The organism is Heliobacterium mobile, from assembly GCF_009720735.1.
Lineage (GTDB): Bacteria > Bacillota > Desulfitobacteriia > Heliobacteriales > Heliobacteriaceae > Heliobacterium > Heliobacterium mobile.
In genome coordinates, this window is the sequence record NZ_WNKU01000007.1 from 34,580 (window position 1) to 61,577 (window position 26,998).

Consider the following 26,998-nt stretch of genomic DNA (forward strand, 5'->3'; position numbering starts at 1 on the left):
GTTGCAAAACCTGGAGTTCATCAAAGAGTTTATTGAAGAAGCAACTGTACATGTAGAAACGGTAGAAAACGGCTTGCTGTTGTTTGGCAACGGAACCGACGAACCGGATACGATACATGGTATTTTTCGTGCTGTCCATAGCATCAAAGGTACCGCCGGTTTTTTTGGTTTACAAAATATCATCAAGATCGCCCACGTCATGGAGAACCTGCTCGGTGAGGTTCGCAACGGTAATCTCGCTATGACCAATGACATGGTCGATTATCTTTTGGCGGCCAATGACTGTTTAAAAGAGATGATCGTCGATGTGGAAAACAGTGACGATCGAGATGTCTCTGTCCATATTGAGAATATCACGGCCATCCTGGAAAATCGCAAGCCCAATCCTTCGATTGAACCGGTGGTAGAGTTTGTCATCACGGACGAAAAAAATCAGGAGGTTCTTTTCGCCGACAACGAAAAAACGATCATCACTGATGCGCTGAAGCATGGTCATGGCTTATATAAAATTCGCCTGCGACTGAATGAAAATATCAAGGCCAACCCTTCTCCGGTCATGTTTTTTAATAAATTGTCATCGATTGGACAGATCATCGATTCCTATACAGACATCAGCGAAGTAGGCGGGCTCGATGACATTCTCAACGCAGACATCAACTTCATATTTCTTTTCACGACGGTCTTGGAAAAGACCCTGATCTCTTTAGCCCTTGATATCCCCGAAGAGGATATCGTGGAGTTAGACATAGACACGAAGAAAGAGGATTTAGCCCAAATTCTTATGAAGGATTTGGACTTTTCAAATGCCGTCCAAAAGTTGGAGCCTTTGAGCGTTCAAAGGCAAATCGGGGAAAGCAACACAGGTACTACCAAAGATATTATTGCTCACTCCGTGGCAATAGAGGAAATGAAATCGGTAAATTCGCCTGGTTCGTCGATGATATCGTCAGCATCGCCGAATGTAGATGATGCCGGAGATATGGTGAAGAAAGCCCAAGCGGTGGCTGTTGATGATACGGTACGTGTTCACGTCTCCTTGTTGAACGATTTGCTCAATCTCGCCAGCGAAATGGTGTTGGGACGGAACCAACTGCTGCGTTGCCTGGAAGATCACCGCAAAGAGATCGCCGGACTGAACAGTGTCCTGCAAAACATCGATAATATCACCACGGAACTACAGGAGAAAATCATGCAGACCCGCATGCAGCCTGTGGCGAAAGTCTTTAACAAATTTCCACGGATCATCCGGGAACTGTCCAAAAAGCTTGGCAAAGATATCGATTTGCAGATGGAAGGCACAGAAGTTGAGCTTGATAAGTCCATCATTGAATCGCTAGCTGACCCACTGACCCATTTGATTCGAAACGCCGCTGACCATGGGATCGAAAGACCTGAGCTGCGTGAACTTCAGGGCAAATCAAAGACGGGTCATGTCTTTCTTAAAGCCTATCACGAAGGCGGCCGGGTCAATATCGACATCATCGATGACGGTGCCGGCATCAAGGTGGAAAAGATCAAAGCGAAAGCTTTAGAGAGAGGGCTGATGCGAGCGTCCGAAGCGGAGAGTATGAGCGAACGGGAAATTCTGAACATGCTCTTCCAGCCCGGTTTTTCTACGGCTGAGCAAGTCACCGATGTGTCCGGCCGAGGTGTCGGCATGGACGTGGTCAAGACAAACATTGAAAAGCTGGGCGGAGCTATCGATATCATGACCCGACCTGGACAAGGTACGACCTTCCGGCTCGCACTGCCTTTAACATTGGCGATCATTCCATCCCTCATTGTGGAAGTAGCTGGTCAAAAGTTTGCTTTGCCTCAAGTGAACCTTCAGGAGATGGTTCGAATTAAGCCGGGTGATCCCAACCGGAAAATCGAACGCTGTCAAGGCGCCCAAGTGCTGCGATTACGAGGCCGCTTATTGCCGATTATTCACCTCGGCAATGTGCTGGGCTTGCGCAAAGAACCTCTGGATACGACAAAAGTGGTTCGCGTCCTCGTGCTCAAGATCGGGACGAAACAATACGGTCTGGCTGTCGATGCGATTCATGATGGTGAAGAAATACTCGTAAAACCTCTTCCAAAGCACTTGGGCGAATGTCCATGCTACTCAGGAGTGACTATCCTAGGAGACGGCAAGGTCGCCATGATCCTGAATCCGGAAGGCATTTCAGGCAAGGCAAACTTGAGATTTACGGAGGAACAACCGAAAAAGAGCGCTGAAGAAGAACAATCAGCCATGGAGAGCATGGCCGAATCCCAAAACCTGCTGCTTTTTCAGTGCTCCGGCACGGAAACATTCAGCCTCGATCTCTCCATGGTGGCCCGAGTCGAACCGATCCAGGCCAGCCAGATCGAACGGATCGGAGAGAAGGAGTATATCCAATTTCGAGGAGATTCGCTCCGTGTTATTCGTCCGGAACAATACCTTCCCGTTACACGAAGAGAGGGCCAACCGGACAAGCTTTACGTCATCATCCCAAAACTCGTCAAATATCCCATGGGTATTCTTATCCATCGGATTGACGACATCATCCAGACACGGGTCAAATTCAACCAGGAAAACATCAAAGCCAAAGGCTTAGTGGGATCGACGATCCTGCATAATCGAATCGTGCTGGTGATCAATATCTATGATCTCTTCGAACTGGCTGCGCCGGATCAATATCAAGTCCACGAAAGACACAGTCACAGTGGAAACCGGAGGACAGTGCTGCTCGTGGAGGATACGCCCTTTTTCGCGAAAATGGAACGGAGCTACCTGGAATGGGCCGGTTATCGCGTTCTCTACGGGTCAAACGGAAAAGAGGCTTGGGAGATCCTGCAAAATTCCTCTGTCGATGTGGTTGTGTCTGATATCCAAATGCCGATCATGGACGGTTATGAGCTGGTCAAACGAATTCGAGCCGACCAAGGGTTCGCCTCATTGCCGGTCATTGCCCTCACATCGATGACGGACGAGCGAAGCCGCCAACTCGGCAGAGAAGCCGGATTTGACTTCTACGAGGCAAAGTTAGACAAAGAACGGATCCTGGATCGGTTGGAAGAAGCACTCCGGTTGAGGAGGGAAGCTGGATGACCGGCAAAGTACTCACCTTTTATTTGGGCGGGCTTCTCTTCGGCTTGGACATCGTTGCCGTGAAAGAAATCCAGCGCAATATCGAATATACGCCCGTTCCGGATTCACCGGCTCATATTGTCGGGTTGTTCAACATGCGGGGACAGGTTGTCACTCTTCTCGATTTAGCCTATTTGTTGAATAACGAAAAAGAGCCGGAAAAGGGAAGAACAGTCTGTATCGTTTTAAAGCCGAAAGCTGATGCGCCTGATCATATCGGTTTTCTCATCGAGCGGACAGGGTCTGTCGTCGATATCCACGATGACATCTCGGAAGGCCCGCCGGCCAACATGAGCGGAGAACTCACGCGGTTTGTCAAAGAAGTGGTCAAACTCAATGAGGAACTGCTGATGGTTATCGATTCGGAAGTCATTTTTGAACAATAAGAGAAAGGAAAAGGAGGAAATCGAAGATGAAGTGGTTTCAGGACATGAAAATCGGAGCAAAGCTGATCAGCAGTTTCATCTTGATCGCCTGCATCGCCGGTTTAATCGGTGTCCAGGGCTATTTGAATGTGAAGCATTTGGATGGAGCCCTAAAGGACATGTACGGGACGAATACGCAACCTTTATCCTACATCAGTAACGCGGCCATCGCATTTCATAAAAGCCGGGTCAATATGAGGGATTTTATCCTCGCCGATGACCCTATGAGTCGAAGAGATTACGAGAGCAAGTTAAAGGACAACGACAAGATCGTTGCGGAGAATCTTGATGTATTTGCCAAAACAGTTAAGGCGGAAGAGATACGTAAAGAAGTCGACAAACTAGACAGAGCTTTTGAAAAGTATCTAATCTTGCAAGAACACATCTTACAAGTTGCAGCGACGGGGCAAAAAAATGAAGCTTTCTCCGTCATGAAAGACGGTTTAAATCAGGCCAACGACGTCAGCGATTCCATGCAGCGCCTGATTGAAATGAAAGTCGCTCAAGCGGACACCAAGGCGAAGACGAACGAGGCTGAAGGGGAATCGGCGATCAACTTTATGCTCATTTTGTCGGCTGCTGGCATACTCATTGCCATTGTGCTCGGATTGTACATATCTAATAATATCAAAGGGCCGATTGTACGAATTCAAGAACTCATGGCCCAAGCGGAAAAAGGCGATCTTACCGTTCGGGGAGAAAGCGTCTCTAAAGATGAGGTTGGACAACTTACTGAATCCTATAACCGGTTGATGAGTCGGTTCCAGGAGATGATGAAAGAGATCTACCAAAACTCTGTTTCTCTCAATCAAGCTTCTGAAAACCTACTCGATACATCGAGCACTATGGCAGCTACCAGTGAAGAAATGAGCGCAAAGACAAGTATCGTCAGCGCTGCAACCACCCAGATCACGACGAGTATCGAATCTACCGCGATGGCGGCAGGAGACGCCAGCAAGAATATCAATGTCATCGCGTCGGCTGTGGAGGAAATGTCCGGAACCGTCCGGAACTTAGCTGCCGCTTCTGAGGAAATTTCGGCTAGTGTCGATCAGGTGAGCGATGTGGTTGAACAGATTTCCAACGGCATTAACCGCGTGTCCCATTCGTCATCAGAGGTATCCGGTTCTGTCAACAGCGTTGCCACCGCTGTCAAGGAAATCAATATCTCCCTAAACGAGGTCAGCCATAACTGTGAGCGTTCCATCCACATCACCAGCGACGCTGGCAGCAGGGCAAAAGAAACCAATACCATCATTGAAAAACTTAACGGATCTTCCAAGCAAATCGGTAAAATCGTCAATGTGATCAACGATATCGCCGAGCAGACGAACATGCTGGCCCTCAATGCGGCCATCGAAGCAGCCGGCGCCGGTGAGGCCGGGCGAGGTTTTGCTGTCGTAGCTAACGAAGTGAAGGAACTGGCCAAACAAACGGCTGAGGCGACCGACGAGATCAGCCAGCAGATCGAAGCGATGCAGGACAACATGGCTGGAGCCGTTAAAGCTGTAGAGAAGATCACTGACGTCATCGGAGAAATTACCGAAATCACGAACACGATTGCCTCGGCTGTGACCGAACAGTCGGCCATCACCGGCGAGATTTCCAAGTCGATCGTGGCTGCAGCTGAACGGGTCAACAACATCACTCGAGAAATCAGCGACTTAGCTGCTAACGCTCAGCAGGTAGCCCGTGGCAGCCAGGAAGCCTCCAAAGGTGTTCAGGAAATCGCCCGCTCTGCCCAGGAACTGTCAATCGCAGCGAATGATGTCGCTCGCAATACAGAAAATGCTTCCGAAAAAGTCAGCCAAGTGGCCCGTTCGGCAACGGAAGTGGCCAAAGGCGCTGACGAAATCACGGCCAGCATTCAAGAGATCAGTATGGCCTCTACAGAAACAGCGACCGGAGCCGAATCGACCAGTGGTGCGGCGCAGAACCTGGCCGATATGGCGAAAACGATGGAGACGCTGGTAAAACAGTTCAAGGTCTAATTAAGTAGGTGGTAGGCTTGGAAAAGCTAAAGGTCCTTGTCGCCGATGACACCTTGGTCTATCGCAAGATTCTTACACATGCTGTGGAAAGTACCGGGTTAGCTACTGTCGAGTTTACGGCGTCGAACGGATTGCTCGCCATGGAGCGCATCAGACACAATAAACTCGACGTGGCTTTACTAGATATGTTCATGCCTGAGATGGATGGATTGGCTGTCTTGGAACAAATCCGCAACGAACACCCCCATATCGCCGTCATCCTGATCAGCGGCCGAGGACCGGACAATGCCAGCGCCACTGTGCGTGCTTTAAGTCTCGGTGCATTAGACTTTATCCTTAAGCCGGAAGAGTCCGACGCCAACAAAAGCATGGAAAAGTTGAAAAGCCAACTTCAAGCGTTATTCGCTCAAATCAAAATCAAGAAACTATCCTCTGACAAGGAATCGTCTGCCCTAACCCGCGAACAAACGCAAAAACCCCTTTCCGTGGCACTGCCTGTCGCCAAAGAAAGGACGACTGCATCCCTTTCCATAAATCAGAAAAGGAAATTCAACGGTGTTGACCTCGTCGTGATCGCATCTTCTACCGGAGGACCAGTAGCCTTGGAGAAGGTTTGTCAACAATTACCGGCGAATTTTTCCATCCCCGTCCTTGTCGTTCAGCACATGCCGGCCGATTTCACCCGAATTTTGGCCCAATCCCTCAGCCGAAAGTGCCAACTTCCGGTGGTAGAAGCCGGAGAAGGAGAATTGGTTCGGCCAGGAAAAATCATGATCGCTCCCGGTGGACTGCATATGACTGTGCAGCCCGGAAAAGGGGCAAGCAAAGTCATCAAGCTGAACAATAGTCCCCTCGTCAACGGCGTACGTCCTGCTGCTGACGTACTCTTTGAATCGTTGGCTCAAGGATGTAAGAGAGATCGAATACTGGCGGTCATACTGACCGGCATGGGAAACGACGGATTGCGGGGCGTGACAGAAATGAAGCTACACTGTGATTGCTATTGCCTGACCCAGAGTGAAAAGACTTGTGTCGTCTACGGCATGCCCCGTAGTGTCGCTGAGGCTGGTCTTTCCGATGAGGCTGTCGACATCGAAGAGATAGCGGCACGGATTAACCGGCTCGTTTCGGGAGGACAATAGCCGATGGCTTCTACCGATCTAAAAGGATTTCGTCTGATTCAGGAATATATTGAGAAGGAATGCGGCATCCACCTTGGTGATGACAAAGCCTATCTCATCGAGGGACGGTTGGGACGTCTGTTGGCTGAATCAGGTGCCCGAGACTTTGAAGAGTTCTATTATCGGATCCATCAGCAGCGGGATCGTGCGATGGCGGAAAAAGTCATCGACGCCATTACGACGAACGAGACCATGTGGTTTCGCGATAAAACGCCTTGGAAAGTCTTAGAGGAAGTATTGCTACCAAACTTTGTGGAGCAGTTCCGGGCAGGGAAGCGCTTTCGGGTGAGAATCTGGAGCGCTGCCTGTTCCACCGGGCAGGAGCCATATTCCACCGCGATGTGTATCGAACGATATTTAAGAGAACATGGAATCAAAGATATCACGACGGATCGGTTCGAGATCTTCGCGACCGATATATCGCCTGCCGTGGTTCAGTTAGCTCGTTTGGGAAGATATGATAGCATTTCCATGATTCGAGGAATGGACGAATCGTACAAAGCAAAGTATTTTCGACAAGAGGGACGCATCTGGTCTATCGACGAGAGAATCAAAAAGATGATTCGATTTGAACGGTTCAACCTACAAGATGAGTACAGCACTTTCGGTCAATTTGACATCATCTTTTGCCGTTATGTAACCATTTACTTTGCGGAAACCCTCAAACGCCATGTTTTACAAAAAATGGCGCGCAGTCTTTCCAGAGACGGTGTGTTGTTTTTAGGCAATTCAGAGATTTATACTGATTACAGGGATCATTTCAACGTTAAGGAACATATGGGCGGCATCTACTATACTGTGAAGAGGTAAGCATATGATCGTATTGTCAGTAGACGACTCCGCCATCATCCGCAAGATCATCCGGGGGGCTGTAGAAGTCCTGGAAGGAACGTTGTTAGAAGCTTCCGACGGTGTGGAAGCTTTAGACATTATGGACAAACATGATGGTATTGACTTGATCCTGTTGGACTGGAACATGCCTGGAATGAACGGATGGGAGTTATTGAACCGGATAAAAAGCCATCCGGTTTATAAATACATTCCGGTAATGATGGTGACCACCGAAGGGGAACGGGAAAACATCGTTCGAGCCATACGTGCTGGAGCGGTCCATTACTTGGTGAAACCTTTTACCATGGAAGATCTGCAGAAAAAAATCCTTGAATGTCTAGGGAGGGGTGACATATCGTCGAACTAACGCGATTGCGCAACTCACTAGCGGGATCTACGAAAGAAGTATTGCGCTCGATGGCCGGTATCCTCGTCGATGAACAGCCTTGCCCAGTCGGTGGCGGTTTCAAAACAACCTGTGACTACACGGGAGCCATGTTGGTCATCGGACGTCGCACCGCTATGATTACCCTCAGTATGAACCGGGAAGCAGCGACGCTCGTCGTCGCCTATATGACTGGTATATCTCCGACTGAACTCGGAGAGGACGACGTGGCCGATGGCATGGCGGAACTCGTCAATATGATCGCCGGAAGCAGCAAATCCTCTCTCGTCGGAACCGATTTTCATTTTCGAATCACACTTCCTTTCGTCCTGGTTGGGGAAAATCAACACATTGTCTATAAAAGCAAACCTGTGGACCGGTGCAGGCATTACTTCGCCGGTGACATTGAGGCGATTCTGGAACTCGTATACTTGGAGGGGTAAGCATGATTAAAAGGATTTTGCTCGTTGACGATTCTCCATTGATCCATAACCTATTGCGGAAGACCTTGGAAAAACACGGTTATGAAGTGGCGGGCGATGCCATGAATGGAAAAGAAGCGCTGGAACTCTTCGCCCAATTATCGCCAGACTTAGTTTTTATGGATATCACCATGCCGATCGTGGATGGATTGGAGGCTGCTAAAGCCATCAAAAGCCAACAGCCGACTGCGAAAATCATCATGCTTAGCGCTATGGGCGATGAGGAAATCATGTCCCAAGCCAAAGCGCTTGGCATCGATATCTTCTTGCAAAAACCCTTTGATGATTACAAGATCATTAGCGCAATCGCTAAAGTAATTTAAGGGGGGCAGCCTCTATGGATATGCGCATGACCGTGCCTTTTGTGGAAGCTCTGCAGGATATCTTCAAACAGATGGCCATGATTGAAGTTCAAACCGATGGTGACCCTTTTAACGACAATGAAGAAGTGCATTCGTACGGCGTCTCTTCGATCATCACTTTTGCCGGGAAAATCAAAGGACGTTTTCTGATCGACTTAGATACGCAAGTAGCTCTGCAAGCAGCAAAGAATATTACGGGCTCAAGCTATGATTCTCCAAAAGAACAAATGGTGTTGGCCGTAGTTTCTGAGATGAACAACATCATCTCCGGCAATGCCATCACGAAGCTCAATAATGAATACGGATTAAGTCTTCGATTAGCGCCACCCATCGTATTTGCCGGAACGGATGTGGTAATCTCCATTCCGAAGGTCGCGTCGGCTTCGGTTACCTGTACGACCGCCTGCGGAAAACTGAAAGCCAGTGTGGCGATCAGCAAAGCATAGGTACCGAGGAGGATAGTCATCATGGAAGATAAGTACATAAGCCCCTTTTTAGAGGCCTTGAAAAACGTCATCAGTCAGTTCGGTGTGACCGATATCCGTTTTGGTAAGCCCGAACGAAAAGAGACGATGCATGTAGACACCGATATTACCGCCGTCCTAGGTTTGGTGGGAAATTTACGGGGAAACGTGGCCTACTCCATGTCGTCAGAAACGGCCAAGAAAACTGTATCGGCCATGATGTATGGCATGCCCGTTGAAGAGATCGATTCGATCGCCCGCAGCGCAATTGGTGAAATGGCCAATATGATCACCGGTAATGCCATCTCATCGAGCCTGTCCTTGTTGCTGTCTGGTGAAAAGACCACTTTCGATATTACTCCGCCCTCTATTATCTTCGGTAAAGACATCTATTTCATCATCAGTTCTATCGAGACGGTATCTGTGCCGGTGGATACTTCGATTGGTCGGATCGAGGTCAATATCGGCTTGGAGATATAGAATTAGCGACGCCGCTACGCTCAAATCGCTCACTACGCCAACAGACCCAGTTTTATGCTTATCAAGAAAATCTTCGAATTATAAAAAAAGAAGCCTAGAGATGTAACATCTCCGGCTTCTTTTTCTTATAGAAGTAAACGATTAAGGTGCCATGACTTTTCATCCATAGGGCGAGTTAATCTCTACAGAGACTTGCTCACCTCTTGACCGACTTTAGTCTTCGAAGCCGATTTAATGATGGAGTACCACTTGATCAGCGCATCGCCCATGACGATGACGGACAGGCCCATCATGATAGAGGACAAGACTGTATTCAGGTAGTTGTTGGCCGGGAGGTACTGATTGACGATGGTCCAGTAGCCAGCCGTCATGACAGAAGCGAACAGATACACCATAGGGATTGCCGTGACGAGGCCGTAGAGGATGTTGCCGTTGCTTCTGCGCAATATGAGGCTGGTTCCAATCGCCAGAGCCAGCGAAGCCAGCAATTGGTTGGACACACCGAAGAGCGGCCAGACGGTAGCGATATCGCCGCCGTAGAGCAAGTACCCCCAGAGGAAGCAGACAAGAACGCTAGAACCGATGACGCCTGGTTTCCAATCATTATCTTTTAGTTTAGGAATCACTTGACCAAAGAAATCTTGAACGATGTACCGGGCTACCCGGGTACCAGCGTCGATGGCGGTCAGGATGAAGACCGCTTCAAAGAGGATGGCGAAGTTGTACCAGTAAGACATGAGATGATCCATGCCAGGGAGGCTCGAGAAGATGGAGGCCATGCCGACAGCCAGGGAGACAGCGCCGCCGGTCCGGCCGGCCAGATCCATACCGACCAATTGGGACAGATGATTGAGATCGACGATGGGCATATTTAACTTGGCAAAGACGGCAGGAGCGGAGTTGATGGCGAAATAATCACCAGGTTGCAGAACACAAGCTGCGATGAGCGCCATCATGCCGACGAAAGTTTCCATCAGCATACCACCGAAACCGACTAAGAGAATGTCCTTTTCAGAATCAATCATCTTGGGCGTCGTTCCAGAACCGACCAGAGCGTGGAATCCGGAAATGGCACCACAAGCGATGGTAATGGAGACAAAAGGCCAGACCGGTCCTTTGATGATGGGGCCGCCGCCGTTGATAAACTGAGTCACCGCTGGCATCTGCAAAATGGGATTGACAAAGATGATGCCAAGAGCGAGAGCACCGATCGTACCGATTTTCATGTAGGAAGAGAGATAATCTCGTGGAGCCAGAAGGAACCATACAGGAAGGGCAGCTGCGAAGAAGGCATAGATGGGAAGCGCAAGTTTGACGCCTGTTTCAGAGAGGGTGAACAGATGGCCGATCCAAGTGCCTTTGATATAGGGGCCAAAGGCAACAGCCAGAATAATGAGACCCATCCCGAGAATCGTCGCTTCCCGGAGTTTGTCTGGTCGTGCTTTGATGATTAGGCCAACTACCATGGCGATCGGGATGGTCATACCGACGGTAAAGGTTCCCCAAGGGTTTTCTTTTAGGGCATGAACAACTACGAGAGATAAGCCAGCCATGGTGATAGTGATGGTAAAGAGGATGGCTAAGCCGACTGCAAAACCAGCGATGGGACCGATTTCTTCTTTAGCAATTTCCGATAAGGATTGACCTTTGTGTCGTACCGAAGCAAAGAGGACAACCATGTCATGGACAGCACCACCGAGTACGGCCCCGATGAGCAGCCAGAGGGTACCGGGGAGATAGCCGAATTGAGCTGCTAAAATCGGTCCGACAAGGGGACCAGCAGCGGCGATCGCGGCAAAGTGATGACCGAAGGCGACCCATTTGTTCATCGGAACATAGTCTGTACCGTTATTGAACTCGTGAGCTGGCGTTTTCCGTGCCGGATCAAGGGTTAGAACCTTGGCGGCAACAAAACCGCCATAGAAGCGGTAAGCCAAGATTAGAATGCAGGCTGTGGCAATGATCAAAGTCAATGCACTCATAAAAGTTCCTCCTTTTTGAAAAATCGTGATCAGAGCGTAGAACAGTCACCTTGCTTTTATAATAGTTATAATATGCACAATCGTCTATGAACCCCGTATAAAATGCAAAAAAGCGTGCACAACGTGCACGCATTCTCACATGGAATACATCCTTCGGTTCATAACAAGATCTTTGAATCATGAGACCGTAATGTACCACACTTATCCGTTCGGTAGAAGAATTCTGCTCTTAGCGATTAAAGTCCCAGAAGTTCTTTTAACGCTTTTGCATAATGGCGGCTGACAGGAACTTCGCTTTGGTCGTTCAAAATAAGATTATAAGCCCCATTAAACCAAGGAATGATTTCTCGAATGGCTGAGATGTTTACCAAATAGGCCCGGTGAGTACGGCAAAACTGATTCGTATCGAGGCGATCTTCCAACTCCTGTAGAGTCAGGTTTAATTCGAGCCGTTCCTCATCGACTTTGACGATAGCTTTCCGTCCTTCCACAGTGGCGTAGAGGATTTTCGTCGTATCGACAAGTAACATCTTACCATCCTTATTAACGGCGACACAGCGAAACAGGCGGGGGCAAGGGGATTCGGCCTCAGCTTGCCGGTGGTCTACCGCCCCATGGACGGGATCGCTCTGGCTGAGCAACAAGCTTCGCAATTGTCCCAACTGCTCCTCCAAGCCTCTGGGCTGAAGCAGCCGTTCCTGAACCCGTTTCCAGGTTGTCTCCAACCGTTGCGGATCAAAAGGTTTTAAGATATAGTCCAAGGCCCGGACTTCAAAAGCTTGAAGCGCGTAGGCATCAAAGGCTGTCGCAAATACGACTAAAGGCAGTTGCCCTTGTTCCAAAAGTCTGCGGGCTACCATTAACCCATCCAGGTCATGCATTTGGATATCGAGAAAAAGGACATCTACAGCTGTAGTGGACAGAAAATCCAAGGCTTCTTCACCGCTGCAAGCTTCCCCGATCACTTGGCATTCGGGCAACTTTTCCAAAAGAAAGCGCAACTCCCGTCGAGCTGGCGCCTCATCGTCGACGATAAGCGTACGAATCGCCATCAAGGTCACCTCCTAACCAGCCATTAAAAGAGACTGAGGAGCATCGGGAATTCGAAGAGAACAAACGGTCCCTAAACCCGGTTTCGAATCGATATGCAAGCCATAGTCAGGACCATAAATGCTGCAGAGCCGTTCATTCACATTGCGCAACCCAATACCGCTGGAAGAGGAGGCAGAAGGCGGACGTTCCGCAAAAAGCTGTGCCATCCGCTCTGACGTCATGCCTGCCCCGTCGTCTACGATGGTGATAAAGACAATCTCAGCATCCCGATAGGCTCGAATCGTTATGGTTCCTCCCTCATGCAGGGGAAGGAGCCCGTGGCGAACAGCATTTTCCACGAGAGGCTGCAGCAGCAGAGGCGGTACCTGGCAGTTGGCCGCATCATCGGCAATGTCATACTCCACCTGGAGACGATCTTCAAAGCGAGCTTGTTCTAAGGCGAGGTAAGATTCAATGTGCCGCAGTTCTTCCCGCAGTGAAACGAATTGAGCCGGTTCACGAAGGTTTTTTCGAAAAAAGTCTCCCAATTGAATCAACAGTCTTCGGGCAGTCTCCGGTTGTGTCCGCACGTAGGAAGCGACCGTATTCAATGCATTAAAGAGAAAGTGAGGATTGATCTGTGCCTGTAAGGCCCGAATTTCGGCGGTCGTTTTCAGGCGAGCTTCTTTTTCCAATTCGGCAATTTCTAACTGCGTCGAAAAGAGATGGCCTAGTCCTTTCGCCAACTCTTGGTCCACCAAACCCACTTCTTTTGTACGGTACAGCTTTAGTGCACCGACAGGCTTGTCCATACAGAGCAAGGGGACCACAATCACCGCGTTCAAAGAGCACTTCGGGTGTACACATTGGACCTCTTCTTTCGAAGAGGCGACAACAGCCCTTCCCGTTTCTAATGCTTCGGCAGTCACACGAGTCATAATCAGTTCTCCAGGTAGATGGTGATCGGCTCCAGCTCCGACATGTGCCAGTATTTTTTCCCGATCTGTCAGAGCGACGGCGTCCAAATCGGTCATGTTCTTGACGAGTTCAGCAACGGCTTGGGCTGATGTTTCCGTTAAACCTCGTCGCAGCAAAGGCAAGGTGATATTGGCGATATGCAGGGACTTTTGAGCTACAAGGGCACCAGCCTGCTCTTCTTGCGCTCGAATATCTTGAATCAGCAGAACGAAAACGGCAATCCCTGTCGCATTGACGAGGATCATGGGCACACCGATATGGGTAACGAGAGTCACGGCATCCTCGAAAGGCTTAGCGACGGTCAGGATGATCAGCATTTGTAAAGTCTCAGCGACGAGCCCAGTGATAAAGGCGCTCAATCCATTTAAGGAATGAGGGTGGTACCGTCGAATCAGACCGCCGATCAAACCCTCTGTGACCGTTGAAAGAGCACAGGCCAAAGCGGTAAAGCCACCCATGGAGTAACGGTGAATCCCTCCGATCAGGCCGGCTCCGATACCTGCTGCAGGTCCGCCGAGCAGTCCAGCCAGCACTGGTCCGATGACTCGGGAGTTGGCCAGGGCACCGTCGATGGGAATGGCCGAATAGGTTCCCAAGATGGAAACGGTCCCGAAAATCCCGATCAAACGAATGACGTCGCCTGTCGTCGTTCGCTGGTAGGCGAAAAAGCGGCGAATGGCGGAATGTCTGGATAGAAGGAAGGCGATCGTGATTACAATCGTCATCCGTTGTGCCAAGAATAACAGGATTTGATGTTCAAACATGAAAAAGCCTCCTCTCCAGAAGACATATATGATACCGCAAATGCGCTCTCAAGATCAAGCCTAACAAGAAGTGTGCCTTTTCGCAAGGGGTCAGACAAGTTCCCCTTATAGACAGGTGGGAAAGGGGAGGGTATAATCGAATTGTATACCATTACAAGACTAAAAAGTTGACAAACGACGAAGACAGAGAGGGCGAATCATTCATGCAAAAAAGATTACACCAAGCCGAAGAGATGGCTTTTGCCGGAAAAGGTATCGATCGGGAGTTGGCCTATCAATTGTCTGAAATCGCAGGAAGCGAGATCTATGGCTTGATGGACTCAGCCCGTCGGGTGACGGAACAGTTCGCTGGAAAGCATGTAGACTTGTGTTCTATTATCAACGCACGGTCCGGGGCATGTTCGGAAGACTGCCGTTTTTGCGCCCAATCGGCCTGGTATAACACAAATGTGGAACATTATGACCTGCTTCATGTGGAACCAATCTTAGAACGAGCTAAAGAAATGGAACAAGCTGGTGCCCACCGCTTTTCCCTCGTCACCAGCGGCAAGGGGATGGGTGACGACGACTTGGACCAGGTTTTGTACATATATGAGCAACTCCGTGTGAAGACGAAACTCCACCTGTGCGCATCCTTAGGTATATTATCGAAGGATCAACTACAACGTCTCTGGAACTGTGGCGTAACCATGTATCACCACAATTTGGAGACGAGCCGGAACTTTTTTCCCAGCATTTGCACAACCCATACCTATGAAGATCGCATCGAGACGATCAAAGCGGCTCAAGAGGTGGGCATGAAGGTCTGTTCCGGTGGTATCTTCTCCATGGGTGAAACGATTCGGGACCGCATAGACATGGCTTTTGAGTTGCGCGATCTAAATATCCCATCTATCCCGATCAATATCCTCAATCCCATCGCAGGAACACCGATGGAGGGACAACCAGTCTTAGAACCGATGGAGATTCTTAAATCTATCGCCATCTATCGTCTCATACTCCCGTCAGCTTATCTGCGTATGGCTGGAGGGCGCGAAGGGGCATTGCGAAACTTGCAGGCCTTATGTTTTATGGCCGGTGCCAACGCGGCTTTAGTCGGAAGCTATTTAACCACCAGCGGCAGAACAGTGGCGGAAGATATTCAAATGCTGCAGGACTTGGGACGTAACGTCTCAATCTCCTAGGCATGATGATGAGACAGTAATTTCATAGACCTAGCAGGGTCAGGGGATACTGTGACCAAAGGAGGATGGATGCCATGTCGACAGACCCCAAAAAAAGCGACCGCGGCGATCTCCGAGCGTCAACAGATCCGGACGGGCTGGGAGAAATTCAAGAGTTAGATGTAGCGAGCAGCATAGAAGAGATAGACGCCATCCCGGAGATACAAAAGGATCCCGGTTAATAAAGAAACAGGGAAAGCATCGCGGCACATTTGCGGTGCTTTCCCTGTTTATCATTTTGGTCAATTCTTTAGTGCTAGAGTAGAGCACATCGAATCTACACTTTGAATCTTTAACCTTTTAACCGTCAGAGCATATTAGATTTTCTTAATCAGATTAGAGCAAGAAAAAAACGCCGTAGACAAAGGCAAGAAGAAAACGATAGTAGGCAAAAGGAGCTAGGCCGATTCGTTGCAATAAGTTTAAAAACCATACGATAGCGGCCCAGGCCACGAAGAATGACACAACAAAGCCGATGGCGAAGACGGGGAGATCGCTGGCGGTAAGGTACTGGTAGGATTTGATCATATCTACCCCTGTCGCACCGATCATCATCGGAACGGCGACGATAAAAGAGAACTCTGCGGCCACTTTAGAAGTGAGGCCGCCGAGCATTCCGCCGGCGATGGTGGAGCCGGAACGGGAAAAGCCGGGCCACAAGGAAAGGCACTGTACCAGGCCCACCCAAAGAGCTTGACGGTAATTCATATCATCTAAGTCCGACACAGGCCGTTTTGGACCTGTTTTCATAGCCACCAGCATGAGTATGGCACCAAGAACTAGACCGATGAGCACCGTTTGGACCGAAAAAAGATATGTTTTGATCGCTTTGTGCACCAACAGGCCTAAAATTGATGCTGGAAGCATAGCCACAAGCACATGCCAAAGGGTGAGTCCGCGGCCGTCAAATCGAAACCCATCGGCAAAGAGATTGAGAATCATATTTAAAAAACGCTGCCGGTAGAGCACAACGACAGCCAAGATAGCTCCTAACTGGATGAAGACCTCAAAGGTGGCCGCTTTTTCACCGGTAAAACCAAGAAGATTTCCCACCAGGATTAAGTGACCTGTCGACGATACGGGGATGAACTCGGTCAACCCTTCGACGATTCCTAAAACGACGGCGACAAAATACAAACTATCCATGACATAACTCCCATCTGAAATAAAGACTCTTTATCTACAATAGGTGAGTTATGCCGTGAAGTCAACGGGAAGAAGAATAAAATAGAGAGTTCCTACGAAAGATCAGCGAACAAGGCTGTACTCAGGTAGCGTTCTCCTGTATCGGGGAGAATGACGACGATGCGTTTTCCTCGATTCTCTGGGCGTTGGGCGATGACGGAAGCTGCGAAGACGGCAGCCCCTGACGAGATACCGACGAGCAAGCCTTCTTCACGAGTGAGGCGGCGGCTTGTATTCAATGCGTCGTCATCGTCGACAGGAATGACTTCGTCGATGATATCGGTATTTAAGACTTCCGGCACAAATCCAGCGCCGATCCCTTGAATCTGATGAGGGCCGGGCTTGCCACCGGAGAGAATCGCCGATCCGGAAGGTTCAATGGCGATCACTTGGAGGGCGGGATTGTATTTTTTTAACACCTCAGCGGTACCGGTCAGAGTGCCGCCTGTTCCCACACTGGCGACAAAGATATCCACTTTTCCCTCCGTATCCCGCCAAATCTCTTCACCGGTGGTAGCACGGTGTACGGCCGGATTGGCTGGGTTGGCAAACTGCTGGGGCATGATGGCGCCGGGAGTGGATTTCACGATCTCCTCGGCTTTTAAGACGGCTCCGCGCATCCCTTCAATGCTCGGCGTCAATACCAGTTCAGCGCCAAAAGCTTTTAAAAGATTGCGCCGTTCCATACTGAACGATTCCGGCATGGTAAGGACAAGTCTATAGCCCTTTACCGCAGCAGCCAAAGCGAGGCCGATCCCTGTATTTCCACTGGTCGGTTCCACGATAACGGCGCCCGGTTTGAGCAAACCTCTTTCTTCGGCGTCCTGAATCATGTGCAGGCCGATACGATCCTTCACGCTGCCACCGGGGTTGAAGAATTCCAATTTCGCGAGTATTTCTGCAGATTCGGAACCGGCGATCCGGTTCAGTCGAACGAGAGGCGTATTGCCGATCAGTTCCGTAACATCTTTGGCGATAGGGCCCATAACGATCACTCTCCCAATCGATACAATCCGACTATTTAGGTCGGAATATGATAAATTATTATTTCCATGATACGTGAGGCCGTCATGACTGTCAAGAGAATAGGCTCTTTTCCTTATGAAAAAGCTATAAATTCGATTTGTGAAAAAAACTATTTAAAAAAGTCTTGACGAGATCGGCAGTTCCCATTTATTTTTATAGCAGTCGCAACCGAAATGACGAAATACAACCGAATAACCTGTTTCTTATCAAGAGTCGGCGGAGGGACTGGCCCGATGAAGCCCGGCAACCAGCAAGCTTATGCTTGTATGGTGCCAATTCCTGCAGGGGAAACCCTGAAAGATAAGACTTACTGCCGATTTACGGGTCTTTTCTTTCAGAGAGAAGACCCGTTTTCATATTCCCGAGAAGGATTTTTTTGATAGGCAGGCAGTAAGACAAGAAAACGAAGGAGAGAAGCAAACATGCATATTGAATCCCTCTTGGCCCAAGCAGGCAATGGAAAAGATCAAGTCACTGGCGCCGTCAGCTTTCCTGTCTATCAGACAGCCACCTTTCGTCACCCCGCTTTAGGGGAGAGTACAGGTTACGATTACAGCCGCTCGGGAAACCCGACTCGTCAGGTATTGGAAGATCTGATCGCCAACTTGGAAGGGGGAGCACGGGGTCTGGCTTTTGCTTCCGGATTGGCAGCGATCACGAACGTCTTATCCTTGTTTCGTCCAGGTGACCATCTAGTTCTCTGTCAGGACCTCTACGGAGGAACATACCGGCTTCTGGAACAGGTCTATGGACCATGGGGTTTGACAGCCAGTTATGTCGACACGAGCGATCTGGAACAAGTCTATGGGGCCATAACCAGCCAAACGAAGGCCATATTCATTGAAACGCCAACGAATCCGACGATGAGAATTACAGACCTCTCTGCCGTCAGCCAGATTTGCCGAGAGCGGGATCTACTGCTCATCGTGGACAACACTTTTATGAGTCCCTATTTGCAGCAGCCTATCGCCTTAGGCGCCCATATCGTTGTCCACAGTGGGACTAAATATCTGGGTGGCCATAATGATGTAGTCGCCGGACTCGTCGTCGCGGCGACGGAAGACATTGGGGAACGGCTGGCCTTTCATCAGAATGCATCCGGTGCCGTGTTGGCGCCCTGGGATGCTTGGCTGCTCGTTCGAGGAATAAAGACGTTGGGACTCCGTCTCGATCGGGCCCAGGAAAACGCGGCTACAATTGCCCGCTGGTTGGAAACTCATCCTGCTGTGGAAGGCGTCGATTTTATCGGTTTGGAGAATCACCCGGGGAGAGAAGTTCACTTTCGACAAGCGAAGGGGCCAGGTGCTATGATCTCTTTTCGAGTCAAAGACCCGGCCATCATCGCCCGAGTGCTTCAGCGGATTCAACTGATCTCTTTTGCCGAAAGCTTGGGCGGTGTAGAATCATTGCTCACCTTTCCAGCCCGTCAGACCCATGGCGATATCCCCCTGGAAATCCGGGAGCGCTGCGGCGTGACCGATTCGCTGTTGCGGCTGTCGGTGGGGATCGAAAACGTGCAGGATTTGATCGCTGACTTGGACCAGGCACTCGCATTTGAATGAAAGCTAGAATGATTTTTTGAAAGGCTGATGAACGATGAAACTCCATCCATCCACTTTGGTCGTCCACTCGGGTGTTGAACCGGAAGAACATACGGGAGCCTCTTCGGTGCCGATTTTCATGGGTTCTACCTTTCATCAAAAAGACATCGATACCCCTCAGCCCTTTGATTACTCCCGTTCCGGCAATCCGACTCGTCAAGCCGTAGAAGAGACCATCGCTTTGCTGGAGGGGGGGACGCGAGGGTTTGCTTTCGCCTCAGGGATCGCAGCCATGTCTACCTGCCTTGGATTGTTCGGTGCCGGCGATCATTTGATAGCTACTAGGGACATCTATGGCGGGACTTATCGTTTATTGGACAAGGTCTGGTCGAATTTCGGCGTAGAGACGACCTTTGTCGATGCCACTGACATTGAAGCGATCCGGTCTGCAGCCCGGCCGAATACCCGTGGTCTCGTCTTAGAAACGCCTTCCAATCCCACATTGTCCATCACCGACCTGAGGGCTTGTGCCAGCTTAGCCAAGGAACGGGGCTGGTTGACGATTGTAGACAATACCTTTATGACACCTTGTCTACAAAAGCCTCTTGAATTGGGAATCGATATTGTCGTACATAGTGCGACCAAATTTTTAGGGGGTCATAGTGATTTGATCGCCGGCGCTATTGTCGTTAAAGACGACAAGCTCGGAAAAAGAATCGGTTTTTTACAGAACGCCTTTGGCGCAATCTTAAGTCCCCATGACAGTTGGCTGCTCCTGCGAGGAATCAAAACCTTAGCTGTACGGATGGAAGTTTCGCAGCGGGGGGCTGCTCAGGTGGCAGAATACTTGTCTGGTCATCCCAAAGTAAAGCGCGTCTATTATCCCGGTTTGTCCAGCCATCGGGGCCAGGAAATCCACCGTCAACAAGCCAAGGGAGCGGGAGCTGTCCTCTCCTTTGATCTGGGTGGCAAAGATGAAGTGAAAAAACTGTTTGCTCATATCAAGTTACCCCTCGTGGCGGTCAGCCTCGGCGGGGTGGAAAGCATTCTTTCCTATCCGGCGACGATGTCCCATGCGGCGATGGAACCGGCTGAACGGGAGAAGCGCGGTATCGGGCCCGGATTGGTCCGCTTGTCTGTAGGCCTAGAAAATCCCGATGATTTAAAGGCCGATTTGGAAGAGGCTTTAAAGGCGCTGTAAGGATAAATGTTGAGTTTTATATAAGAGGGCTATTTCACTTCAATGAAAATCTAAACTGCAATGACGAAGCCCTTAGCGAGCGGAGTCATTACACCTCGGTTAAAGAATTCTGTGAAATAACCCGTTGACAACAGGACGAACAGCCTTTAATATCATAAATATAAATCGAATAACTCGGAATTACGTGCTGACCGGAAATACCGGAGGCCGGTGGGTAACCTATCGAGGATAGGTCAGGTTACCCTCGGCCTCCTTTTGTTTTTGGAAAGCAGTAACATGAAAAAAGTCTAACAAGGAAAATTTATAAACATGGAGGGAACCAAAATGGCTAAAATCATTGAGAACTTAACCGATTTGATCGGAAAGACTCCCCTGGTAAAACTCAACCGGATTACGGAGGGAGTCGTTGGTAAGGTCGTCGTCAAACTGGAGTACTTTAACCCTGGCGGCAGCGTGAAAGACCGCATCGGCTATGCCATGATTAAAGACGCTGAAGAAAAAGGACTTATCAATCAAGATACGGTAATCGTCGAACCGACGAGTGGAAACACCGGTATCGCCCTTGCCCTGGTTGCGGCGGCCCGGGGCTACCGGCTGATCTTGACGATGCCCGAGACGATGAGTGTAGAGCGACGGAACCTCCTTAAGGCCTACGGAGCTGAACTCGTTCTCACCGCTGGCTCAGAAGGCATGAAAGGCGCTGTTCGCAAGGCTGAGGAACTGGCAGCCCAGATCCCTAACTCTTTCATACCGCAACAGTTCAAGAACCCGGCGAACCCGGAGATCCACCGGCATACGACAGCGGAGGAGATTTGGAACGACTCAGACGGCCAGATCGACATCCTGATCGGTGGTATTGGTACAGGAGGAACGATCACCGGCGTAGGGGAGACGCTGAAAAAGCGCAAACCCGATTTGCAGGTGGTTGCGGTAGAACCATTTGATTCTCCTGTTTTCTCGGGTGGACAGCCGGGACCTCATAAGATTCAAGGAATTGGCCCCGGCTTTATCCCAGACGTATTAAATCTCGCTATTGTCGACGAGATCTACAAGGTCAAAAATGAAGAAGCCTTGGAAACGGGCCGTCGTTTAGCCCGTGAAGAGGGAATCCTCGTCGGAATTTCTTCCGGTGCCGCTGCCTTCGCCGCTCTAGAAATCGCCAAGCGACCGGAAAACGCAGGAAAACTCATCGTGACCATACTGCCTGATACAGGAGAGCGCTATCTCAGCACCGCCCTCTTCCAAGAAGTGTAATCAGGTGGCAAAAATGTGTTGACACTCCACTCCTGTTGGCTCTATACTCACCTTAATTCAAGTAATCAAATCGGATTTGTTTGATATCTTGAGGAGGTGGAAAGCGGAGTGGAAGAAAACAGAGATAAAGATAACGATAAAGATATCATTTCTTTGGAAGTGCTTGAACGGATCGAAAAAGAAATCAAAAAGATAAAGCACGGGACGATCACCTTAATCATTCAAGATTCCCATGTCATCCAAATGAACAAGTTTGAAAAGATCCGCTTTCGATAAAGCCTCAATCAGGATTTTGAGTAACCTACTCGAAAGTGGGCTGGGAATCTGGGTGAAAAGGAGCAGTCTCATGTCTGAAAACCGGCAAGCTCGTCCGAGCACGTCCAGTCAAAAAAATAATCACAACGTAAGCCCCACAGGAGCGCGAATTATCGAGGCCGTTCGTGGATTGAAATACGGCGAAGTGGTCATCGTCGTACAGAACGGCCGTATCGTTCAACTGGAACGGACGGAAAAACTACGGTTCCCTCAAGTAGAAGGAGCTTACGGAGACGGAATATAGATTAGCAGGAGGTTTTACCTATGAGCAACGAAAAAGGATTCGCCACAACCGCTTTGCACGGGGGACAAAAAGCTGACCCTACCACAGGATCTCGTGCTGTACCCATCTACCAGACTACATCATATGTCTTTAAGGACTCCGATCATGCCGCGAACTTGTTCGGGCTGAAGGAATTCGGCAACATATATACACGGATCATGAACCCCACTACAGATGTATTGGAACAGCGCATCGCTGCTTTGGAAGGCGGTGTGGCCGCTCTCGCCGTATCTTCCGGTTCGGCCGCCATTACCTTGGCCATCCTCAACATCGCACATGCCGGAGACGAAATCGTCTCTGCCAACAGCCTCTATGGCGGAACATACAACCTCTTTGCCTATACACTGCCGAAACTGGGCGTGAAAGTACATTTTGTGGACCCCAAAGATCCGGAAAACTTCCGCAAAGCCATCACGGCGAAAACGAAAGCTCTTTATGCAGAGTCTGTCGGAAACCCGAAACTGGATACACTTCACTTTGAAGCCGTATCGGCCATCGCCCATGAGGCAGGCATTCCTCTCATCGTCGACAACACCTTACCGTCGCCCTATCTTGTCCAACCGATCAAACATGGCGCCGACATCGTTGTCCATTCCTTAACGAAGTTTATCGGTGGACACGGCACCTCGATCGGCGGCATTATCGTCGACTCTGGAAAATTTGACTGGACCAATGGCAATTTCCCCGACTTCACTGAGCCCGATCCGAGCTACCACGGACTCAAATATTCGGAGACTTTCGGTCCCATCGCCTATATCATCAAAGCCCGAGTTCAACTCCTCCGGGATATCGGTGCAGCTTTAAGCCCCTTCAACGCCTTTCAGATTCTCCAAGGCGTGGAAACCTTGCCGATTCGGATGGAACGACACAGCCAGAATGCACTGAAAGTCGCTCAATATCTTGAAAACCATCGCCAGGTGAATTGGGTCGTCTATCCGGGTCTTTCGAATCACCCCAACCATGAAACGTCGAAGAAATACCACCGGGAAGGTCTCTTCGGCGCTATCCTCGGCTTCGGGATTGCCGGCGGTCGTGAGGCGGGCCGGAAGTTCATCGACAACCTGCAACTGCTCTCCCACTTGGCGAACGTAGGTGACGCAAAATCTTTGGCTATTCACCCCGCGTCGACGACTCACTCGCAGTTGACTCCGGAAGAGCAAATCGCCACTGGTGTTACCGACGATTTCATCCGTCTCTCCATCGGTTTGGAAGACGCCGAAGATATCATCGCCGATATCGAACAAGCGTTGGCGAAAGCGAAACAGTAAAAACATAATATATAAAAACCGGGGGCTAAGCAGTTTCAACCCGAATGTTCGGAGAACTGCTTAGCCCTTTTAAACGAGCAAATGAGGGATGAACAGATGCAAATTATCGAGAAGCTTCAACGATTACAGCAAATTCTCAAAGAAATGGACCGAGTGCTCGTTGCTTATTCAGGCGGTGTCGATAGTACGTTCTTGCTGAAAGTAGCTTACGACACGCTGGGGGATAACACTCTCGGGGTGTTGGGAATCTCCGAAACGGTTCCGCGAGATCAAATTTTCGAGGCACAGAGGATGGCCGAAGATATCGGCGTTCCCTTTCAAAAGGTCGACACAGACGAATTCCAGCGGGAGGAATTTGTTCAAAACGGACCAGACCGGTGTTTTCACTGTAAAACGGCCCTCTTTCAACGGTTGTGGGAAATCGCTACGGAAAAAGGTTTTCCCCATATCGTCGATGGCAACAATGCCGATGACGTGGGCGATTATCGCCCGGGAATGAAAGCGGCTCGAAACCTAAACGTACGTAGTCCTCTGATGGAAGCCGGTTTAACGAAGGAGGAGATTCGAGAACTTTCCCGCCAATTAGGTCTACCTACATGGAATCAAGCGGCTTCACCCTGTTTGTCTTCGCGCTTCCCCTATGGAACCCGCATCACCGAGGACGGGCTTATTCAGGTCGAAAAAGCGGAAAAGTATCTGAAAGAGCTCGGTTTTTACCAAGTGCGGGCACGCTATCATGACCGATTGGTACGGATTGAGGTCGATAAAGACAACCTGGAAAAAGCCGTTCAGCATGCCGACCTGATCGTCAGTTATATGAAGAGCATTGGATTTTCTTTTGTAACACTCGATTTAGCCGGTTACCGTCTCGGCAGCTTCAATGACTTGCTTTAAGAAGTTTGAAGACCTTTCTGTTCTCCCTCGTGGAGAGCAGAAAGGTTTTTTTGCACAGCTCATCACCTTACCGCATAGATTGAAAACGACATTAGACCTTTCAATTTCCAGCTTTTGCTCATGATGGCGATGGATAAGAAACTCGTCCGGCAGGGAAGGATGGGGGTTCCGGTGTGCAACCATTCCGTTCCCAAAAAACAACAGGGGTTTACGCTATGGCTGACGGGTCTATCTGGTAGCGGAAAAACGACCTTGGCCAAGATGATCACCCAAGAAGTACAGGCTCGGGGGCGAAAAGTGGAGCTTCTCGACGGAGAGGACATCCGTGAATACCTGTCGCCGGAGTCGGGATTTACCCGGCAAGAGCGGTATGTACAGATTAAGCGCCTTGGATATCTGACCAAAATGTTGTCACGCAACGGTATTGCGGTAATCGCAGCAGAACTCGTGCCCTACCGGGAGATGCGAGAAATCATCCGGGCTCAGCACGAGGGCAACTTCATAGAAGTCTATCTCAAAGCGCCTCTCGAAACATGCATCGCGCGAGACGTGAGAGGCTTTTATCAAAAAGCGTTGACCGGAGGAATCCGCTGGTTCACGGGTATCATCGATCCCTTCGAAACCCCCGTTGACCCTGAAGTTGTCGTGGAGACCCACCGGGATACCCCGGAGCACTGTACCCGCCGGATTATCAGGAAGTTGGAGGAATTGGGCTACCTAGAAGTGGTGAGTAGGTGATAGCTGATGGTTCTCCTCATCGACAAGGAACAGTGCAATGGATGCGGCGGTCGATTTCGGTGTGCCCAAATCTGTCCAAGCAACTTGTTGGCTCCCGATGAAAATGGAAAAATCGAGCTCCGTGAGCCAAAAGAATGCTGGGACTGTGCCGCTTGCCTAAGAGTGTGCGGCCGTGACGCTTTAGCTCTAGCGATTTCGAGCGGGAGTGCAGAGAAACGATCGATCTTGAAAGTCCGTCCCGGGAAGAAAAAGGCCCGCTGGTCCATCCGGTTTCCCAGCGGGGAAGAGAAGTCTTTAGAAGTGGAAAATCGAGAAGTCCCCCTCAAATAAGCATATAAAAGCCTTCTGTTTTTGAGAGCAGAAGGCTTTTTCTCTTCAGTTCGTCCATGTGAAGGTTTGCTTTCAAGGAAAACAATAGCCCAGGTGTGGTAGGAAGTTGTCCCTGGGCGGCGAAAAAGATAAAGATAAAATGATGGGGGGATTGCCTTGAAGTATTTGCGTTATCTATTGTTGGCTTTGCCACTGATGCTCTACTTTCGCTGGAACGATCCCGAAAGCGGATGGGCTTTTTTGACAGCGGCCCTCAGCATTTTACCTTTGGCCGGATATATGGGAAAAGCGACAGAAGAACTCGCTGTACACACGGGACCGAAAATCGGCGGTTTTCTCAATGCCACATTTGGCAATGCCACGGAATTGATTATCGCTCTCTTTGCGCTGAAGGCCGGGCACATCGAAGTGGTAAAAGCCTCCATCATCGGCTCGATTATCGGTAATATTCTGCTGGTTTTGGGATTGTCGGTTCTGCTGGGCGGTTTCAAACACGGTACACAGCAGTTCAGTACGGAAACGGCCAAAATAAATGCCACGACCTTATTGCTGGCCGTCATCGCCATGCTGGTACCCTCTCTGTTTATGCATACCAAAGTACACGGGGAAGCGGCCGTCAACCTTTCCGTTGAAGTTTCTATCGTATTGCTCATCGTCTACGGCGCATTGCTCTATTTTAACTTTAATAATTCCGATAAAGTTGCCCAGGGAGCCGCGAATACTACTGAGGCGACTGCCATAACTGTTACGGAAAAAACGACAGCGGGAACAGTACATCAACCTGTAGATGACCATGAAGCAGCGTGGACAAAAGGGAAGTCCCTTACGGTTCTGCTTGCCGCCACAGTGGCCGTTGCACTGGCCAGTGAAGTATTGGTGGGCTCTCTGGAGCATACGGTGTCTTCACTGGGATGGTCGGAAGCTTTTATCGGTATCATCCTTATCCCCATCATCGGGAATGCGGCTGAACACAGCAGTGCTGTCCTCATGGCGATGAAAAACCAGATCGAAGTGGCCGCTGAGATCGCTCTTGGGTCGAGCATTCAGATCGCTTTACTGGTTACATCCTTATTGGTGCTCGCCGGACGAATCTTTGACCAGCCGATGGACTTGGTCTTTAATACCTTTGAACTGGTCGCAGTCGTCCTGTCTGTGTGGATCGCCAAGTCGATCAGCAAAGACGGCGAGACGAACTGGCTCGAAGGCCTTATGTTGCTGGCGACCTATGCAATCGTCGCTGGCGGGTTTGCCTTCGCCTAAGCGGTGTT

General features: G+C 49.8%; 27 protein-coding genes and 1 riboswitch. Of the genes, 22 read left to right on the top strand and 5 right to left on the bottom strand.

Annotated elements, in window-relative coordinates; translation table 11 throughout:
• The first annotated feature begins 1 nt into the window (after window position 1).
• The 10 genes from GJ688_RS07785 to GJ688_RS07830 are packed head-to-tail and all read left to right on the top strand — an operon-like array spanning window position 2 to window position 9,716.
• Window positions 2–3,076, top strand: coding sequence for a hybrid sensor histidine kinase/response regulator (locus tag GJ688_RS07785; protein WP_155475991.1), 3,075 nt, complete (start codon window positions 2–4; stop codon window positions 3,074–3,076).
• Window positions 3,073–3,501, top strand: coding sequence for a chemotaxis protein CheW (locus GJ688_RS07790; RefSeq protein ID WP_155475992.1), 429 nt, complete (start codon window positions 3,073–3,075; stop codon window positions 3,499–3,501). The genes GJ688_RS07785 and GJ688_RS07790 overlap by 4 nt, the downstream gene beginning before the upstream one ends.
• Before the next feature lie 26 nt (window positions 3,502–3,527).
• Complete coding sequence (locus GJ688_RS07795) at window positions 3,528–5,531, top strand: methyl-accepting chemotaxis protein (RefSeq protein ID WP_155475993.1); 2,004 nt, start codon at window positions 3,528–3,530, stop codon at window positions 5,529–5,531.
• A gap of 17 nt (window positions 5,532–5,548) precedes the next feature.
• Window positions 5,549–6,673 carry a chemotaxis-specific protein-glutamate methyltransferase CheB gene (gene cheB, locus GJ688_RS07800; protein ID WP_155475994.1) on the top strand — a complete coding sequence of 375 codons (1,125 nt, stop codon included), beginning with the start codon at window positions 5,549–5,551 and terminating at the stop codon, window positions 6,671–6,673.
• Between the two features lie 3 nt (window positions 6,674–6,676).
• Window positions 6,677–7,522: a CheR family methyltransferase gene (locus GJ688_RS07805; protein ID WP_155475995.1), complete on the top strand. Its 846-nt coding sequence runs from the start codon at window positions 6,677–6,679 to the stop codon at window positions 7,520–7,522.
• A gap of 4 nt (window positions 7,523–7,526) precedes the next feature.
• Window positions 7,527–7,910: a response regulator gene (locus GJ688_RS07810; RefSeq protein ID WP_155475996.1), complete on the top strand. Its 384-nt coding sequence runs from the start codon at window positions 7,527–7,529 to the stop codon at window positions 7,908–7,910.
• 50 nt (window positions 7,911–7,960) lie between these two features.
• Entirely contained in the window at window positions 7,961–8,371 is a 411-nt protein-coding gene (locus GJ688_RS07815) for a chemotaxis protein CheX (RefSeq protein ID WP_170291783.1), read from the top strand.
• 2 nt (window positions 8,372–8,373) lie between these two features.
• Window positions 8,374–8,733, top strand: coding sequence for a response regulator (locus tag GJ688_RS07820; RefSeq protein ID WP_155475998.1), 360 nt, complete (start codon window positions 8,374–8,376; stop codon window positions 8,731–8,733).
• Between the two features lie 14 nt (window positions 8,734–8,747).
• Window positions 8,748–9,218, top strand: coding sequence for a chemotaxis protein CheX (locus GJ688_RS07825; RefSeq protein WP_155475999.1), 471 nt, complete (start codon window positions 8,748–8,750; stop codon window positions 9,216–9,218).
• 21 nt (window positions 9,219–9,239) lie between these two features.
• Window positions 9,240–9,716, top strand: coding sequence for a chemotaxis protein CheX (locus GJ688_RS07830; RefSeq protein WP_155476000.1), 477 nt, complete (start codon window positions 9,240–9,242; stop codon window positions 9,714–9,716).
• Window positions 9,717–9,898: 182 nt separating this feature from the next.
• Here GJ688_RS07830 and GJ688_RS07835 read toward each other — a convergent pair whose 3' ends face one another.
• From GJ688_RS07835 to GJ688_RS07845, 3 genes are all read right to left on the bottom strand, one after another.
• A complete protein-coding gene (locus tag GJ688_RS07835; protein ID WP_155476001.1) occupies window positions 9,899–11,698 on the bottom strand; it encodes a carbon starvation CstA family protein in 1,800 nt (599 codons plus the stop codon).
• Between the two features lie 236 nt (window positions 11,699–11,934).
• Window positions 11,935–12,750 carry a LytR/AlgR family response regulator transcription factor gene (locus GJ688_RS07840; RefSeq protein WP_155476002.1) on the bottom strand — a complete coding sequence of 272 codons (816 nt, stop codon included), beginning with the start codon at window positions 12,748–12,750 and terminating at the stop codon, window positions 11,935–11,937.
• A gap of 12 nt (window positions 12,751–12,762) precedes the next feature.
• A complete protein-coding gene (locus GJ688_RS07845; protein ID WP_155476003.1) occupies window positions 12,763–14,472 on the bottom strand; it encodes a sensor histidine kinase in 1,710 nt (569 codons plus the stop codon).
• Window positions 14,473–14,675: 203 nt separating this feature from the next.
• Between GJ688_RS07845 and bioB the strand changes: the two genes are divergently transcribed.
• Complete coding sequence (bioB, locus tag GJ688_RS07850; RefSeq protein WP_155476004.1) at window positions 14,676–15,656, top strand: biotin synthase BioB; 981 nt, start codon at window positions 14,676–14,678, stop codon at window positions 15,654–15,656.
• Window positions 15,657–15,730: 74 nt separating this feature from the next.
• On the top strand, window positions 15,731–15,877 hold the full coding sequence (locus GJ688_RS07855) for a hypothetical protein (protein ID WP_155476005.1): 147 nt from the start codon (window positions 15,731–15,733) through the stop codon (window positions 15,875–15,877).
• 154 nt (window positions 15,878–16,031) lie between these two features.
• Here GJ688_RS07855 and GJ688_RS07860 read toward each other — a convergent pair whose 3' ends face one another.
• On the bottom strand, window positions 16,032–16,841 hold the full coding sequence (locus GJ688_RS07860; RefSeq protein WP_155476006.1) for an undecaprenyl-diphosphate phosphatase: 810 nt from the start codon (window positions 16,839–16,841) through the stop codon (window positions 16,032–16,034).
• A gap of 92 nt (window positions 16,842–16,933) precedes the next feature.
• Window positions 16,934–17,866, bottom strand: coding sequence for a cysteine synthase A (gene cysK / locus GJ688_RS07865; protein ID WP_155476103.1), 933 nt, complete (start codon window positions 17,864–17,866; stop codon window positions 16,934–16,936).
• A gap of 240 nt (window positions 17,867–18,106) precedes the next feature.
• Window positions 18,107–18,213, top strand: a riboswitch (SAM riboswitch).
• A gap of 115 nt (window positions 18,214–18,328) precedes the next feature.
• Between cysK (GJ688_RS07865) and GJ688_RS07870 the strand changes: the two genes are divergently transcribed.
• The 10 genes from GJ688_RS07870 (at window position 18,329) to cax (ending at window position 26,990) form a co-directional block, all read left to right on the top strand.
• A complete protein-coding gene (locus GJ688_RS07870) occupies window positions 18,329–19,468 on the top strand; it encodes a trans-sulfuration enzyme family protein (RefSeq protein ID WP_155476007.1) in 1,140 nt (379 codons plus the stop codon).
• A 34-nt stretch (window positions 19,469–19,502) separates the two neighbouring features.
• A complete protein-coding gene (locus GJ688_RS07875; RefSeq protein ID WP_155476008.1) occupies window positions 19,503–20,648 on the top strand; it encodes a trans-sulfuration enzyme family protein in 1,146 nt (381 codons plus the stop codon).
• Window positions 20,649–20,972: 324 nt separating this feature from the next.
• Complete coding sequence (gene cysK / locus GJ688_RS07880; RefSeq protein ID WP_155476009.1) at window positions 20,973–21,902, top strand: cysteine synthase A; 930 nt, start codon at window positions 20,973–20,975, stop codon at window positions 21,900–21,902.
• A gap of 108 nt (window positions 21,903–22,010) precedes the next feature.
• A complete protein-coding gene (locus GJ688_RS07885) occupies window positions 22,011–22,178 on the top strand; it encodes a DUF2292 domain-containing protein (protein WP_170291784.1) in 168 nt (55 codons plus the stop codon).
• Between the two features lie 70 nt (window positions 22,179–22,248).
• Window positions 22,249–22,461, top strand: a complete 213-nt coding sequence (locus GJ688_RS07890) for a YezD family protein (protein ID WP_155476010.1) — start codon at window positions 22,249–22,251, stop codon at window positions 22,459–22,461.
• Between the two features lie 20 nt (window positions 22,462–22,481).
• Entirely contained in the window at window positions 22,482–23,768 is a 1,287-nt protein-coding gene (locus tag GJ688_RS07895) for a homocysteine synthase (RefSeq protein ID WP_155476011.1), read from the top strand.
• Window positions 23,769–23,864: 96 nt separating this feature from the next.
• A complete protein-coding gene (gene larE, locus GJ688_RS07900; RefSeq protein ID WP_155476012.1) occupies window positions 23,865–24,662 on the top strand; it encodes an ATP-dependent sacrificial sulfur transferase LarE in 798 nt (265 codons plus the stop codon).
• Between the two features lie 171 nt (window positions 24,663–24,833).
• The gene (gene cysC, locus GJ688_RS07905) at window positions 24,834–25,400 is read left to right on the top strand and encodes an adenylyl-sulfate kinase (RefSeq protein ID WP_207708776.1); all 567 of its coding nucleotides are present in this window, start codon (window positions 24,834–24,836) and stop codon (window positions 25,398–25,400) included.
• Between the two features lie 6 nt (window positions 25,401–25,406).
• Window positions 25,407–25,730 (top strand): 4Fe-4S dicluster domain-containing protein, encoded by a 324-nt coding sequence (locus tag GJ688_RS07910; RefSeq protein WP_155476013.1) that lies wholly within the window; start codon window positions 25,407–25,409, stop codon window positions 25,728–25,730.
• Window positions 25,731–25,886: 156 nt separating this feature from the next.
• Entirely contained in the window at window positions 25,887–26,990 is a 1,104-nt protein-coding gene (gene cax / locus GJ688_RS07915; RefSeq protein ID WP_155476014.1) for a calcium/proton exchanger, read from the top strand.
• Window positions 26,991–26,998 lie beyond the last annotated feature (8 nt).

Coding starts and splice junctions, on each gene's coding strand:
- GJ688_RS07875 (WP_155476008.1), top strand. CDS start 19,503: ATGAAACTCCATCCATCCACTTTGGTCGTCCACTCGGGTGTTGAACCG.
- cysK (WP_155476103.1), bottom strand. CDS start 17,866: ATGGGCCCTATCGCCAAAGATGTTACGGAACTGATCGGCAATACGCCT.
- GJ688_RS07895 (WP_155476011.1), top strand. CDS start 22,482: ATGAGCAACGAAAAAGGATTCGCCACAACCGCTTTGCACGGGGGACAA.
- GJ688_RS07910 (WP_155476013.1), top strand. CDS start 25,407: ATGGTTCTCCTCATCGACAAGGAACAGTGCAATGGATGCGGCGGTCGA.
- GJ688_RS07870 (WP_155476007.1), top strand. CDS start 18,329: ATGCATATTGAATCCCTCTTGGCCCAAGCAGGCAATGGAAAAGATCAA.
- GJ688_RS07825 (WP_155475999.1), top strand. CDS start 8,748: ATGGATATGCGCATGACCGTGCCTTTTGTGGAAGCTCTGCAGGATATC.
- GJ688_RS07860 (WP_155476006.1), bottom strand. CDS start 16,841: ATGGATAGTTTGTATTTTGTCGCCGTCGTTTTAGGAATCGTCGAAGGG.
- larE (WP_155476012.1), top strand. CDS start 23,865: ATGCAAATTATCGAGAAGCTTCAACGATTACAGCAAATTCTCAAAGAA.
- GJ688_RS07810 (WP_155475996.1), top strand. CDS start 7,527: ATGATCGTATTGTCAGTAGACGACTCCGCCATCATCCGCAAGATCATC.
- GJ688_RS07835 (WP_155476001.1), bottom strand. CDS start 11,698: ATGAGTGCATTGACTTTGATCATTGCCACAGCCTGCATTCTAATCTTG.
- bioB (WP_155476004.1), top strand. CDS start 14,676: ATGCAAAAAAGATTACACCAAGCCGAAGAGATGGCTTTTGCCGGAAAA.
- GJ688_RS07815 (WP_170291783.1), top strand. CDS start 7,961: ATGGCCGGTATCCTCGTCGATGAACAGCCTTGCCCAGTCGGTGGCGGT.
- GJ688_RS07805 (WP_155475995.1), top strand. CDS start 6,677: ATGGCTTCTACCGATCTAAAAGGATTTCGTCTGATTCAGGAATATATT.
- cysK (WP_155476009.1), top strand. CDS start 20,973: ATGGCTAAAATCATTGAGAACTTAACCGATTTGATCGGAAAGACTCCC.
- GJ688_RS07820 (WP_155475998.1), top strand. CDS start 8,374: ATGATTAAAAGGATTTTGCTCGTTGACGATTCTCCATTGATCCATAAC.
- GJ688_RS07830 (WP_155476000.1), top strand. CDS start 9,240: ATGGAAGATAAGTACATAAGCCCCTTTTTAGAGGCCTTGAAAAACGTC.
- GJ688_RS07845 (WP_155476003.1), bottom strand. CDS start 14,472: ATGTTTGAACATCAAATCCTGTTATTCTTGGCACAACGGATGACGATT.
- GJ688_RS07855 (WP_155476005.1), top strand. CDS start 15,731: ATGTCGACAGACCCCAAAAAAAGCGACCGCGGCGATCTCCGAGCGTCA.
- GJ688_RS07795 (WP_155475993.1), top strand. CDS start 3,528: ATGAAGTGGTTTCAGGACATGAAAATCGGAGCAAAGCTGATCAGCAGT.
- GJ688_RS07890 (WP_155476010.1), top strand. CDS start 22,249: ATGTCTGAAAACCGGCAAGCTCGTCCGAGCACGTCCAGTCAAAAAAAT.
- GJ688_RS07840 (WP_155476002.1), bottom strand. CDS start 12,750: ATGGCGATTCGTACGCTTATCGTCGACGATGAGGCGCCAGCTCGACGG.
- GJ688_RS07790 (WP_155475992.1), top strand. CDS start 3,073: ATGACCGGCAAAGTACTCACCTTTTATTTGGGCGGGCTTCTCTTCGGC.